The following is a 13450-nucleotide window of genomic DNA, read 5'->3' as shown; positions in this document are numbered from 1 at the left end:
CATGACTTTCATCGTTACCGGGGCGGCCGGCTTTATCGGCAGCAATATAGTCAAGGCGCTCAACGAGCGCGGCGAGCATCGCGTGATCGCGGTGGACAACCTCACGCGCGCCGACAAGTTCAAGAATCTCGTCGATTGCGAGATCGACGATTACCTCGACAAGACCGAGTTCGTCGAGCGCTTCCGGCGCGGCGACTTCGGCAAGGTGCGTGCGGTGTTCCACGAAGGCGCCTGCTCCGACACGATGGAAACCGACGGCCGCTACATGATGGACAACAACTTCCGGTACAGCCGGGACGTGATGGACATCTGTCTCGCGCAGGGCGCGCAGTTTCTGTATGCGTCGTCGGCGGCCACGTACGGCGGGTCGAGCCGCTTCGTCGAGGAGCGCGAAGTCGAGAAGCCGCTCAACGTGTACGGCTACTCGAAGTTCCTTTTCGATCAGATCGTTCGTCAGGTCTTGCCGAAGGCAGGCAGCCAGATCGTCGGCTTCCGCTATTTCAACGTGTACGGTCCGCGCGAGACGCACAAGGGGCGCATGGCGTCGGTCGCGTTTCACAACTTCAACCAGTTCCGCGCCGAAGGCAAGGTCAAGCTCTTCGGCGAATACAACGGCTACGCGGCGGGCGAGCAGACGCGCGATTTCGTGTCCGTGGAAGACGTGGTGAAGGTCAATCTGCACTTTCTCGATCACCCGGAGAAGTCGGGCATCTTCAACCTCGGCACGGGGCGCGCGCAGCCGTTCAACGACATCGCGTCGACGGTCGTCAACTCGCTGCGCGCGATCGACGGCGAAGCGCCGCTGTCGCTCGCGGAACTCGTGCAGCGCGGGCTGATCGAGTACATCCCGTTCCCCGACGCGCTGCGCGGCAAGTACCAGTGCTTCACGCAAGCGGACCAGACGCGCCTGCGCGCAGCCGGTTACGAAGCGCCGTTTCTCACGGTTCAGGAAGGCGTCGACCGCTACGTGCGTTGGCTATTCGGCCAGCTATAAACGCGTTCGAAGTCTCTCTACACTGGGTCTCGCGGTCGGCACTGTTCGCCGGCCGGTTCTTCTGGAGACTCAGCATGTTCAAGCAAGCCCTTTCGACCCTCGTTGCGCTCGCGCTCACCCTGTCCATCGGTTCGGCGCTCGCAGCGGTCGATGTCAACACCGCCAATACCGATGCCCTGCGCGGCATCAAGGGCATCGGCCCGGCGAAGGCGAAAGCCATTCTCGATGAACGTCAGGCGCACGGCCCCTTCAAGGATGCGGCCGATCTCAGCTCGCGCGTCAAAGGCATGGGCGGCAAGACGGTGCAACGGCTCACGGCCGAAGGCCTGACCATCGGCACGGCGTCGAAGACCGCGGCCACCGGCACGACTGCGGCCACCGGCGCCAATGGTGCCAACGGCGTCAGCGCGACGCCCGTGCTGTCGTCGCAGGCGTCCAAGCCTGTGGTCGTCAAGAAGTAAGCGGTAGGGCGCGCGGCGCGGCTTGTCGGCGGCCGCGTCGCGCGCTGCAACGGGTTTCTTCGCTCCTTCAGCCTTCGGATGTTTGGGCTCCCCGCGGTCTGCCTCGCCGCGGGTTTTTTGCGTGACGAAAGCCGCGCGTTCGGCCGCTCGCGTAGCCATCCGCGCGGGAGGGGCGAGGCGCATGGCGGGAAGCGGTGGGCTACAATCAGTGGACTCCCATATCAATATTCCGGCGAACGCGCGCACGAGCATGCGCAGTCGTTCCGTGGAACCCGAATTCGGTCCGCTATGGCTTACATGACTATCGAAGACACGATCGGCAATACGCCGCTCGTGCAACTCGTCCGCGTGGTGGACGATGAAATCCGCAGCCGCAATAACGTCGTGCTCGGCAAGCTCGAAGGCAATAACCCGGCGGGCTCGGTGAAAGACCGTCCGGCGCTGTCGATGATCAGGAAAGCTGAAGAGCGCGGCCGCATCAAGCCGGGCGACACGCTGATCGAGGCGACGAGCGGCAACACCGGCATTGCGCTCGCGATGGCAGCAGCCGTGCGCGGCTACAAGATGGTGCTGATCATGCCGGAGGACCTGTCCATCGAGCGGCGTCAGAGCATGGGCGCGTACGGCGCGCAAATCATTCTCACGCCGGTCACAGGCGGCATGGAGTACGCGCGCGATCTCGCCGATCAGATGCAGCGCGACGGCCGCGGCATCATCCTCGATCAGTTCGCGAATCCGGACAATCCGCTCGCGCACTATGAAACCACCGGTCCGGAACTGTGGCGGCAGACCGAAGGACGCATCACGCATTTCGTCTCCTCGATGGGCACGACTGGCACGATCATGGGCGTGTCGCAGTATCTGAAGGAGAAGAACGAGAGAATCGAGATCATCGGCGCGCAGCCCGAAGAAGGCTCGCGCATTCCGGGTATCCGCAAGTGGCCGGAAGCGTACTTGCCGAAGATTTTCGATCGGAGCCGCGTGGATCGCGTGGAGAACGTGAGTCAGGCGGCAGCCGAGGCAATGGCGCGGCGGCTCGCGTCGGTGGAAGGCATCTTCGCCGGCATTTCGTCGGGCGGCGCGTGCGAAGTCGCGCTGCGCGTTGCGCGTCAGCTCGAGAACGCGACCATTGTGTTCATCGTCTGTGACCGCGGCGACCGTTATCTGTCGACGGGCGTCTTTCCCGCCTGAGCGCTCATCAATCGCGGTCCGCTTCGCACGGCGGACCGCCGATGAGAGCGACCTTACTGCGACGCGTCGCCCGCCGCCATGCGCGCCTTGACGGCCTCGCCCAACTGATACACGGCGAGCGCGTAGAAGAAGCTGCGGTTATAGCGCGTCAGCACATAGAAGTTCTTGAGGCCGAGCGTGTATTCGGTCGCGCGGCCCGGCGTCGGCAGGTCCACGACGGTCAGCGGCGTGGCCGCCTCCGCGCCCAGATTCAGGCCCGGTTCGGTCAGCAGCATGCCGGCCTTCGTCAACTGCGCGAGCGACCAGTGCGGCTCCGGCTGCCCGTCGGCCGCGGCTTGCGCGATGCCCTGGCTGCCTTCATCGCCCGCAATGCGCCACACGACCGGACGGCCCGGCTCCCAGCCGTTCTGCTTCAGATAATTCGCGACACTGCCGATGGCATCGGCCGGACTCGTGCGCAAGTCGATGCGGCCGTTGCCATCGAAGTCCACCGCGTATTGCACGATGCTGCTCGGCAGAAACTGCGGAATGCCGATGGCGCCGGTGTACGAGCCGAGCACGGTCGTCGGATCGATTTGCGAATCGCGCGTCCAGACGAGCAGGTCTTCGAGATTCTTGCGGAACGTCGCCTGACGTTCGGCGCGGTTCGGCGTGTTCGGGTAGTCGAACGTGAGCGTGGTCAGCGCGTCGAGCGCGCGGAAATTGCCCATGTACTTGCCGTAGATGGTCTCGACACCGATGATCCCGACGATCACTTCCGGCGGCACGCCGAACTGCGCGGACGCGCGCTGCAACGTGGCCTGATTCGCGCGCCAGAACTTCACGCCCGCGTTGATGCGAATCGGCTCGATGAAACGCGACTGGTACGCGCGCCAGTTCTTGAGCGAGGGCGTGGGCGACGGCAACACGAGCTTCACCGCCGTCGCGGAGTAGCTCACGCGATTGAAGAGGTCGTGCAGCGTGGCGGGATCGAAATCGTAGCGCGCGACCATGTCGTTGATGAACGCGTCGACATTCGGGTTGTTCGCGTACCGCTGCGGCACGATCTCTTCTTCGAACACTTGCCCTTGCGGCGTCGCGCTCTGCGGCTGCTGCGACTGCGCAAGGGCACTGTTGCCGCAAACGCCGCCGATTGCGCACAGCAAGGAAGCGATGAACGCGCGCGTCAGCGGCTTGAGAGAGGAATCGAGCGAGGCAAGCTGAAAAGTCATAGTGTGCTTGGTGAGCGATTGAGGGCGATGCCGGATGTTCTGCCGTCGCGTGCAGCTTCTTGCAACGATTCTTGACCGAGCGCATTGGCCTGCAACGTGCCGTCGGCGCTGGCTGCCGGGGCGTCGGGGCAGTATAACCGACGCCCTGCGCGCGCCATGCCGATGCGGCTCCGCAAGACTCGGGGCGACGGCCGTTTCGAACGGTGTGGTAACTTAACGTCAAATGCGCGGCACAGGATCGCGTATGACGAAAAAAGACGAGACGCGCCGACGACAGCGGCACTGCGAGACATCATGGCCACCGGCTTCTACACCCACTCCGACTGCCTTCAGCACGATAACGGCCAGTGGCATCCCGAATGCGCCGCGCGCCTTCAGGCAATCGAAGATCAACTCATCGCGAGCCGCATCGACGCCCTGATCGAGCGTGAAGACGCGCCGCTCGCCGACGAAGCCGATCTGGCGCGCGTGCACACGCAGGCGCACATCGACTACATCAAGAGCCGCACGCCCGAACATGGGCGAAGCGAACTGGACCCGGATACGTCGATGTGTCCGCAGTCGTATCGCGCGGCGTTGCGCGCGGCGGGCGCGGCCGTCGCGGCGACCGATGCCGTCATCGAAGGCCGCTACGACAACGCGTTCTGCAGCGTGCGTCCGCCGGGCCATCACGCGGAGCCCGCGCGCGCGATGGGCTTTTGTCTTTTCAACAACGTCGCGATCGCCGCGCGTCATGCGCTGGAAGTGCACGGACTGCAACGCGTAGCGGTCATCGACTTCGACGTGCATCACGGCAACGGCACCGAAGCCGCCTTCACCGGCGACTCGCGCGTGCTGATGTGCAGCTTCTTCCAGCATCCGTTCTATCCGTTCAGCGGCGCGGACAGCCACGCGCCGAACATGGTGAACGTGCCGCTGCCCGCGCGCACCAAGGGCATGGCGGTGCGCGAAGTGATCGACATGATGTGGCTGCCTCGCCTCGAGGAATTCAAGCCGCAGATGCTGTTCATCTCCGCCGGCTTCGACGCGCACCGCGAAGACGACCTCGGCAACATGGGCCTTGTGGAAGACGATTACGCGTGGATCACCGAGCAGATTCGCGCGGTCGCCGAGCGGCACGCAGAAGGGCGCATCGTGAGTTGTCTCGAAGGCGGATACAACCTGTCGGCGCTCGGGCGTAGCGTCGTCGCGCACTTGCGGGCATTGGCGCAGATTTGACGCTGCGCCTCGCCGGTTACTGCATTTATTTCTGTTCTGGCGGGAGGCACACGATGTATGTGGACGCACTCAGAACCATCTCCCCGGCTTGCCCATCCCTACCGGTGAAGGCTGTGATGTAGCCGGTTGGGGTCGCGTGCGACGGACATGAAAATGTCGCCGTCGTGGGGCCTGTGGGAACGATCGAAATATCCGTCCCCCGCCAGTGGAAGGCGGTGGCGGAACCAGAGGCGAGGCCGCCGCCCCTGGCCGATACGGTGCAGGTCCCGCTTGTTCCGCCTGTGCAACTTAATTGCACATAAGCGTCCTGCGTGGCGAATGCGGTGACCGGCGCAGCGGCTGCAACGGAAAACGCGATTGCGGCAACAGAGAAAGCAGCCGTTTTCTTCATTTTTTGACGACTCCACAGTCATTTAGGAGTGTTGAATCTAACTCGGCGCTCGTCTCGTTAATAGATGAATTCATCTCGGCGCGAATCGTTTCTTCCACAATGATCAAACCGGGGAGACAGATAAAGCGCGCGATCATATAAGATTTGGCAATGAGAGCATCGATTTCGATTATTAAAAGAAATCTAACCGACACGGTAGAATCGCTGCCTCAAAATCACGAGCCGCGCGGCAGTCCGCTTTGCGATAGCAAATTCCTTCGGCAGCCACCGCGTCGCGTTTCCATGATCGACATACGTAACCTCTCGCAGCGTTTCGCGGGACCCCGAGGCTGGGTCGAAGCGCTGCACAACGTCAACTTGACGATTCCGGCCGGCGAAGTGTTCGGCATCATTGGGCGCAGCGGGGCGGGCAAGAGCACGCTGGTGCGCACGCTCAATCTGCTGACGCGGCCGAGCGAAGGCAACGTGATCGTCGATGGCCGCGATCTCACGACCCTGCGTCCGGACGACTTGCGCGCCGCGCGCCGGGACATCGGCATGATCTTTCAGCACTTCAACCTGCTGTCGTCGCGCACCGTGTACGGCAACGTCGCGCTGCCGCTCGAACTGGCGGGCAAGAAGCGCGCGGAAATCGAAGCGGCGGTGCTGCCGCTACTCGACCTCGTCGGCCTGACAACACACAAGGACAAGTATCCCGCGCAAATCAGCGGCGGGCAGAAGCAGCGCGTGGGCATCGCGCGGGCGCTCGCGAGCAAGCCGAAAGTGCTGCTGTCGGATGAAGCCACGTCCGCGCTCGATCCCGAAACCACGCGCGCGATTCTCGACCTGCTGCGCAAGATCAATCGCGAACTCGGGCTCACCATCGTGCTCATCACGCATCAGATGGAAGTCATCAAGCAGGTCTGCGACCGCGTGGCCGTGCTGGACGCAGGGCGCGTGGTCGAAGAAGGCAAGGTCGTCGATGTCTTCATGCAGCCGCATCACGAAGTCACGCGCGCGCTCATCGGCGATGTCATCGCGCACGAGCTGCCGCCCGCGCTGAAGGCGCGCGTCGCCGAGCGGCTCAAGAGCGGCAGCGGCCATTTGCTGCGGCTGGCGTTCACGGGCTCGGGCGTCGACCAGCCGATTCTTTCGGAAACGATCCGCCGCTACGAACTGGACTTCAACATTCTGCACGGCCAGATCGACGAGATTCAGGGTCAGGCGTTCGGATCGCTCGCCGTGCTGGCGGGCGGTCAGCCGGTCAAGGTCGCGGAGGCGATCGCTTATTTGCGCACGCAAGGCGTGGTGGTGGAGGAGTTGTCCCATGTTGAGTGAAATGTTCGACATGTTCGTGCAGTCGTTCTGGGAAACGCTGATCATGGTCGGCATCTCGGGACTCGTCGGCGCGGCGGTGGGCCTGCCGCTCGGCGTGCTGCTCTATCTGACCGACCGCGACGGCGTGCTGCGAAACATGGCCGTGAACCGCGTGCTCGGTGGCATCGTTAATGCGGTGCGCTCGACGCCGTTCATCATCCTGCTCGTCGCGGTCATTCCGTTCACGCGGCTCATCGTCGGGTCGTCGATCGGAACGGCGGCGGCGGTCGTGCCGCTCACCATCGCGGCGGCGCCGTTCATCGCGCGGCTCGTCGAAACGGCGCTGCGCGAAGTGGATCGCGGTCTCATCGAAGCCGCGCAGGCCATGGGCGCGACCACGAGCCAGATCGTCTTCAAGGTGCTGCTGCCCGAATCGCTGCCGGGCGTCGTCGCGGGACTCACCATCACGTTCGTCTCGCTGGTCGGCTATTCGGCGATGGCGGGCGCGATCGGCGGCGGCGGTCTCGGCGATCTCGGCATTCGCTACGGCTATCAGCGGTTCCTGCCGGAAGTCATGCTGGCGGTCGTCGTCATTCTCATCGTGTTCGTGCAGCTCGTGCAGTCGTTCGGCGACTGGCTCGTGCGCCGTCTGAGCCACAAATAATTCCACCGAAAAAAGGTCAGCACATGCAACGTCGATTCATTCTGAAGTTCGCCGCGGCGCTCGGCGCGGCATCGCTCATCAGCACGCTCGCGCACGCGGACGACAACGCCATCAAGGTTGGCGTGACGGGCGGCCCGCACGCCCAAGTCATGGAAGTCGTGAAGCAGGTCGCCGCGAAGAACGGGCTGAAGATCACGGTCGTCGAATTCTCGGACTATGTGCAGCCGAACGCGGCGCTCGCGGCGGGCGATCTCGACGCCAACAGCTATCAGCATCAGCCGTATCTGGACGCGCAGGTGAAAGACCGCGGCTACAAGCTCATCAAGGTGGCCGATACGGTCACGTTCCCGATGGGCATCTATTCGAAGAAGCTGAAGTCGCTGAATGAGTTGCCGAATGGCGCGCGCATCGCCGTGCCGAACGATCCGACCAACGGCGGCCGCGCGTTGCTGCTGCTGCAAAAGCAGGGCTTGCTGAAGCTGCGCGCGGATGCGGGCCTGAAGGCGACGCCGCTCGATATCGTCGAGAATCCGAAGAAGGTGAAGATCGTCGAGCTGGACGCCGCGCAGATTCCGCGCTCGCTCGGCGATGTCGATGCCGCCGCCATCAACACGAACTTCGCGATGGAAGCAGGCCTGAAGCCCAAATCCGACGCAATCGCCATCGAAAATCCGCACGGCCCGTACGCGAACATCATCGCCATCCGCGCCGCCGACAAGGACAAGCCGTGGGTCGGCAAGCTCGTGGCCGCCTATCATTCGCCGGAGGTGAAGCAGTTCATCGAAGGCAAGTACGCCGGCGCGGTCATCGCGGCCTGGTGAGAGGGTTTCGCAGCGTCTCCGGGTTTATTGGGATGGGAAGCGAACGACCGTTCGATTAAAGTAGCCTCAATCTATTGCACGCTGACCCTGCTCGCTTGTCGATGGCCGAAGCGCAAACGCGCCGCTCGTATAATGACGCTGGGTTGACGTAATCGTAACTTTGGAGCGTGTGGATGAAAATTCTGGTGCCAGTCAAGCGCGTGGTCGACTACAACGTGAAGGTCCGCGTGAAATCGGACAACACGGGCGTCGAACTCGCCAACGTGAAAATGTCGATGAACCCGTTCGACGAGATTGCCGTGGAAGAGGCGGTGCGTCTGAAGGAAGCGGGCGTCGCAACCGAGGTGATCGCGGTGTCGTGCGGTGTCACGCAGTGTCAGGAAACGCTGCGCACGGCGCTGGCGATCGGTGCGGATCGCGCGATTCTCGTTGAAACGTCCGAAGAGTTGCAGCCGCTGGCGGTCGCGAAGCTGCTCAAGGCGCTGGTCGATCAGGAAAAGCCGGAACTCGTGATTCTCGGCAAGCAGGCGATCGACGACGATTCGAACCAGACCGGTCAGATGCTCGCCGCGCTCGCGGGCCTGCCGCAGGCGACGTTCGCATCGAAAGTGGTGATCGCCGATGGCCGCGCGACTGTCTCGCGTGAAGTCGATGGCGGCGCGGAAACGCTGTCGCTCAAGCTGCCCGCGGTCGTCACGACCGACCTGCGCCTGAATGAGCCGCGCTACGTGACGCTGCCCAACATCATGAAGGCGAAGAAGAAGCCGCTCACGACCGTGACGCCCGCGGATCTCGGCGTCGATGTCGCGCCGCGTCTGAAGACGCTGAAAGTCACCGAGCCGCCCAAGCGCAGCGCCGGCGTGACGGTGCCGGACGTGAAGACGCTGGTGGAGAAACTGAAAACCGAAGCGAAGGTGATCTAACGTGACGACTCTTGTAATTGCGGAACACGACAACGCGTCGATCAAGGCGGCGACGTTGAACACGGTCGCGGCAGCGGCCAAGCTCGGCGGCGATATTCACATTCTCGTTGCGGGTTCGAACGCGCAGGGCGCGGCGGAACAAGCGGCGAAGATCGCAGGCGTTTCGAAGGTGCTGCTGGCCGATGCGCCGCAACTCGCCGAAGGGCTTGCCGAGAACGTCGAAGGCACCGTGCTGAATATCGCGAAGGTTTATTCGCACATCGTCGCGCCAGCGACGGCTTACGGCAAGAACATCGCGCCCCGTATCGCCGCGCATCTGGATGTCGCGCAGATCAGCGAGATCACGGCTGTGGTGAGCGCCGATACGTTCGAGCGTCCGATCTACGCGGGCAACGCGATCGCGACGGTGCAATCGGCTGATCCGATCAAGGTCATCACGGTGCGCGCGACGGGCTTCGATCCTGTCGCGGCTGAAGGTGGCAGCGCATCGGTCGAAAAAATCGAAGCAGCGGCCGATGCAGGCGTCTCGCAGTTCGTGAACCGCGAAGTCACGAAGCTGGACCGCCCGGAACTGACGAGCGCGAACATCATCGTCTCGGGCGGGCGCGGTCTCGGCAGCGGCGAGAACTACACACAAGTGCTGGAGCCGCTCGCGGACAAGCTGGGCGCGGCGCTGGGCGCATCGCGCGCGGCGGTCGACGCGGGCTACGTGCCGAACGATTATCAAGTCGGCCAGACGGGCAAGATCGTCGCGCCGCAGTTGTATGTGGCGGTCGGCATCTCCGGCGCGATTCAGCACTTGGCCGGCATGAAGGACAGCAAGGTGATCGTCGCGATCAACAAGGACGCCGAAGCGCCGATCTTCAGCGTGGCGGATTACGGCCTCGTCGGCGATCTGTTCTCGGTCGTGCCGGAACTGGTGAAAGAACTCGGCTGATCGCGTGCGTCGCGAGCGGCGCCTGCAATAGAAAAACAAAGGGCGCGACAACCGTTGCGCCCTTTTTGCATGCGGAAACGAAAGAGGAGACAAACGATGAGCTACCGCGCTCCCGTGAAGGACATGCTGTTCGTCATGAAGGAACTGGCCGATATCGACAGCATCGCCGCGCTGCCGGGCTATGAGGACGGCAACTTCGACACCGCGCAGGCTGTCGTCGACGAAGCCGCGCGCTTCTGCGGCGAAGTGCTTGCGCCGCTGAACGTCACGGGCGATCGCCAACCCAGCACGTGGGCGAACGGACAGGTGACGACGACGCCCGGCTTCAAGGACGCGTTTCGCCAGTTCGCGGAGGGCGGGTGGCAAGGCATCGTGCATCCGGCGGAGTTCGGCGGACAGAACCTGCCGAAGCTCATCGCGACTGCCTGCATCGAAATGCTCAACTCGGCCAATCTTTCGTTCGCGCTCTGTCCGCTGCTGACAGACGGCGCCATCGAAGCGTTGCTGACCGCGGGCAGCGAGGAGCAGAAGGCGCGCTATCTGCCGAAGTTCATTTCCGGCGAATGGACCGGCACGATGAACCTCACCGAGCCGCAAGCCGGCTCCGATCTCGCGCTCGTGCGCACGCGCGCCGAGCCGCAGGGCGACGGCACGTACAAGCTCTTCGGCACGAAAATCTTCATCACGTACGGCGAGCACGACATGACGGAGAACATCGTGCATCTGGTGCTCGCGCGCACGCCGGATGCGCCGGAAGGCGTGAAGGGCATCTCGCTCTTTATCGTGCCGAAGTTTCTCGTCAACGACGACGGCTCGCTCGGCGCGCGCAACGACGTGCATTGCGTCTCCATCGAGCACAAGCTCGGCATCAAGGCGAGCCCGACCGCCGTGCTCCAATACGGCGACCACGGCGGCGCGGTCGGCTATTTGATCGGCGAGGAAAATCGCGGCCTCGAATACATGTTCATCATGATGAATGCCGCGCGTTTCGCCGTCGGCATGCAGGGCGTCGCGGTGTCGGAGCGGGCGTATCAGCAGGCGGTCGCGTATGCGAAGGAGCGCGTGCAAAGCCGCCCGGTGGATGGCAGCGCGAAAGCCGCGGTGCCGATCATCCAGCATCCGGACGTGCGACGCATGCTCGCCACCATGCGCGCCTATACGGAAGGCGCACGCGCGCTCGCGTATGTCGCCGCCGCGCACAGCGACCTGGCGCACGCGCATCCGGAAGAAGCAGTGCGCAAGCGGCATCAGGCGGTCTATGAATTTCTCGTGCCGATCGTCAAGGGCTTCAGCACCGAAATTTCCGTGGATGTCGCGAGCCTCGGCGTGCAGGTGCACGGCGGCATGGGCTTCATCGAGGAAACCGGCGCCGCGCAGCATTATCGCGATGCGCGCATCCTGCCGATCTACGAAGGCACGACCGGGATTCAGGCCAACGATCTGATCGGGCGCAAGACCGTGCGCGATGGCGGCGCAACCGCGCAGGCGCTGCTCGCGCAGATCGACCAGACCATCTCGGCGCTCGCCGAAGTCGATGGCCAGGCGTTCAAGTCGATGCATCGTCATCTGAGCGCGGGCAGCCTGTCGCTCGCGCGCGTCATCGAGTTCGTCGTGGCGCGGTTCAAGAGCGATCCGAACGCGGTGTTCGCGGGCAGCGTGCCGTATCTGAAGCTCGCGGGCATCGTGCTTTCCGGCTGGCAAATGGCCCGCGCGATGCTCGTCGCGCAAGCAAAACGCGCCGAGGACGAGCCGTTCTATTCGGCGAAGATCGCGACCGCCGAGTTCTTCGCGGAACACATCTTGTCGCACGCGCCCGGCTTCGAGGCGGCGATCGTGAGCGCCAACGGACACGAAGGCGTGCTCGCGCTGAGCGAAGATCAGTTCTGAAAACGACGACGGCGCCTTTGCAGGCGCCGTCGTTCAATCAGCCGGTCGAAACGTCAGGCGTCGGCGTAGGCGGGTCGCCCGGTGACGCTTGCATCGCCGAAGTAGCGATGCACCGACAAGTCGTCCGAGCGGATTGCCGGCTGTCTGCCGGACATCAGATCGGCGAGCAACTGGCCCGAACCGCACGACATCGTCCAGCCGAGCGTGCCGTGGCCGGTGTTGAGGAAGAGATTGGGCACGGGCGTGCGGCCGACGATCGGCGTGCCGTCCGGCGTCATCGGGCGCAGGCCGGTCCAGAAGCTCGCGCTCCCGGTGTCGCCGCCGCCGGGAAACAGGTCGTTCACGCACATTTCGAGCGTCTCGCGACGCGCCTGCTTCAGCGTCTTGTCATAGCCGACGATCTCCGCCATGCCACCGACGCGAATGCGGTCGTCGAAACGCGTGATCGCGATCTTGTACGTTTCGTCGAGCACGGTGGAAACCGGCGCGCGCGTCGCATCGACGATCGGCGCGGTAATCGAATAGCCCTTCAGCGGATACACCGGAATCTTGACGAGATCGCCGAGCAGCTTCGGCGAATACGACCCGAGCGCGACGACATACGAATCCGCCGTGATAAGTTCGCTCCCGCACTGCACGCCGGCGATGCGGCCGTTGTTCACGCGCAGCGCGTCGATCGGCGTGTTGTAGCGGAACTCGACGCCGAGCGCTTCGGCCATCGCGGCCAGGCGCGTGGTGAACATCTGGCAGTCGCCGGTTTCGTCGTTCGGCAGGCGCAGGCCGCCCGTCAGCTTGTGCGACACGGCGGCGAGCGCGGGCTCGGCCGTCGCCAGTTCCGCCGCCGACAGCAGTTCGAACGGCACGTTGGCGTCCTTCAATACCGCGATGTCTTTCGCCGCGCCGTCCAACTGCTGCTGCGTGCGGAAAACCTGCAACGTGCCGCCGGTGCGGCCTTCGTATTGAATGCCGGTGTCCGCGCGCAACGCCTGCAGGCAGTCGCGGCTGTATTCGGCGAGGCGCACCATGCGGCCTTTGTTCACCGTGTAGCGCTCCTGCGTGCAGTTGCGCAGCATCTGCCACATCCACTGCAGCTGGCTCATCGTGCCGTCGAGGCGGATGGCGAGCGGCGCGTGCTTTTCGAACATCCATTTGACGGCCTTGAGCGGCACGCCCGGCGCGGCCCACGGCGACGCGTAGCCCGGCGAAATCTGTCCCGCATTGGCGAAACTGGTTTCCAGCGCGGGGCCGGCTTCGCGGTCGATGACCGTGACTTCGTGCCCGGCGCGGGCGAGGTAATACGCGCTCGTCACGCCGACGACGCCGCTTCCCAGAATAACGATTCGCATGTGATCTCCGTTTCCGATCCGACTGGACAGTCGCGAATCGCACGAGGGCTGCGACGGATTGTCCGGCTAGTGTTATCGCCTATACTATTGGCAGTAAGGCAGTTTTAGTT

The 13450-nt window shown here is 63.8% G+C and carries 12 protein-coding genes; 10 read left to right on the top strand and 2 right to left on the bottom strand.

Going from position 1 to position 13450, the window contains the following annotated elements; all coding sequences use genetic code 11:
- Position 1 precedes the first annotated feature (1 nt).
- The 3 genes from rfaD (at position 2) to cysM (ending at position 2646) form a co-directional block, all read left to right on the top strand.
- Positions 2-994: an ADP-glyceromanno-heptose 6-epimerase gene (gene rfaD / locus HWX53_RS21320; protein WP_175944613.1), complete on the top strand. Its 993-nt coding sequence runs from the start codon at positions 2-4 to the stop codon at positions 992-994.
- 74 nt (positions 995-1068) lie between these two features.
- Positions 1069-1455 carry a helix-hairpin-helix domain-containing protein gene (locus HWX53_RS21315; RefSeq protein ID WP_175944612.1) on the top strand — a complete coding sequence of 129 codons (387 nt, stop codon included), beginning with the start codon at positions 1069-1071 and terminating at the stop codon, positions 1453-1455.
- Positions 1456-1743: 288 nt separating this feature from the next.
- Positions 1744-2646: a cysteine synthase CysM gene (cysM, locus tag HWX53_RS21310; protein ID WP_175944610.1), complete on the top strand. Its 903-nt coding sequence runs from the start codon at positions 1744-1746 to the stop codon at positions 2644-2646.
- A 53-nt stretch (positions 2647-2699) separates the two neighbouring features.
- Here cysM and mltB read toward each other — a convergent pair whose 3' ends face one another.
- Positions 2700-3857: a lytic murein transglycosylase B gene (mltB, locus tag HWX53_RS21305; RefSeq protein WP_175944608.1), complete on the bottom strand. Its 1158-nt coding sequence runs from the start codon at positions 3855-3857 to the stop codon at positions 2700-2702.
- Positions 3858-4151: 294 nt separating this feature from the next.
- Here mltB and HWX53_RS21300 point away from each other — a divergent pair, with 294 nt between their 5' ends.
- The 7 genes from HWX53_RS21300 (at position 4152) to HWX53_RS21270 (ending at position 11994) form a co-directional block, all read left to right on the top strand.
- Positions 4152-5075: a histone deacetylase family protein gene (locus HWX53_RS21300; protein WP_175944606.1), complete on the top strand. Its 924-nt coding sequence runs from the start codon at positions 4152-4154 to the stop codon at positions 5073-5075.
- Positions 5076-5748: 673 nt separating this feature from the next.
- Complete coding sequence (locus HWX53_RS21295) at positions 5749-6783, top strand: methionine ABC transporter ATP-binding protein (RefSeq protein ID WP_175944603.1); 1035 nt, start codon at positions 5749-5751, stop codon at positions 6781-6783.
- Complete coding sequence (locus HWX53_RS21290; RefSeq protein WP_175944601.1) at positions 6773-7426, top strand: methionine ABC transporter permease; 654 nt, start codon at positions 6773-6775, stop codon at positions 7424-7426. Before HWX53_RS21295 ends, HWX53_RS21290 begins: the two co-directional genes overlap by 11 nt.
- 23 nt (positions 7427-7449) lie before the next feature.
- Positions 7450-8247: a MetQ/NlpA family ABC transporter substrate-binding protein gene (locus HWX53_RS21285; protein ID WP_175944600.1), complete on the top strand. Its 798-nt coding sequence runs from the start codon at positions 7450-7452 to the stop codon at positions 8245-8247.
- A gap of 173 nt (positions 8248-8420) precedes the next feature.
- Entirely contained in the window at positions 8421-9170 is a 750-nt protein-coding gene (locus tag HWX53_RS21280; protein ID WP_175944598.1) for an electron transfer flavoprotein subunit beta/FixA family protein, read from the top strand.
- Position 9171: 1 nt separating this feature from the next.
- The gene (locus tag HWX53_RS21275; protein ID WP_175944596.1) at positions 9172-10107 is read left to right on the top strand and encodes an FAD-binding protein; all 936 of its coding nucleotides are present in this window, start codon (positions 9172-9174) and stop codon (positions 10105-10107) included.
- A 96-nt stretch (positions 10108-10203) separates the two neighbouring features.
- On the top strand, positions 10204-11994 hold the full coding sequence (locus HWX53_RS21270; protein ID WP_175944594.1) for an acyl-CoA dehydrogenase: 1791 nt from the start codon (positions 10204-10206) through the stop codon (positions 11992-11994).
- Between the two features lie 53 nt (positions 11995-12047).
- Here HWX53_RS21270 and HWX53_RS21265 read toward each other — a convergent pair whose 3' ends face one another.
- Positions 12048-13340 carry a D-amino acid dehydrogenase gene (locus HWX53_RS21265; protein ID WP_175944592.1) on the bottom strand — a complete coding sequence of 431 codons (1293 nt, stop codon included), beginning with the start codon at positions 13338-13340 and terminating at the stop codon, positions 12048-12050.
- Positions 13341-13450: the final 110 nt, after the last annotated feature.

Origin of the sequence: Caballeronia sp. BCC1704 (assembly GCF_902833455.1) — a bacterium.
Classification (GTDB): domain Bacteria; phylum Pseudomonadota; class Gammaproteobacteria; order Burkholderiales; family Burkholderiaceae; genus Caballeronia.
This window is presented reverse-complemented; position numbering and strand designations above follow the sequence as displayed.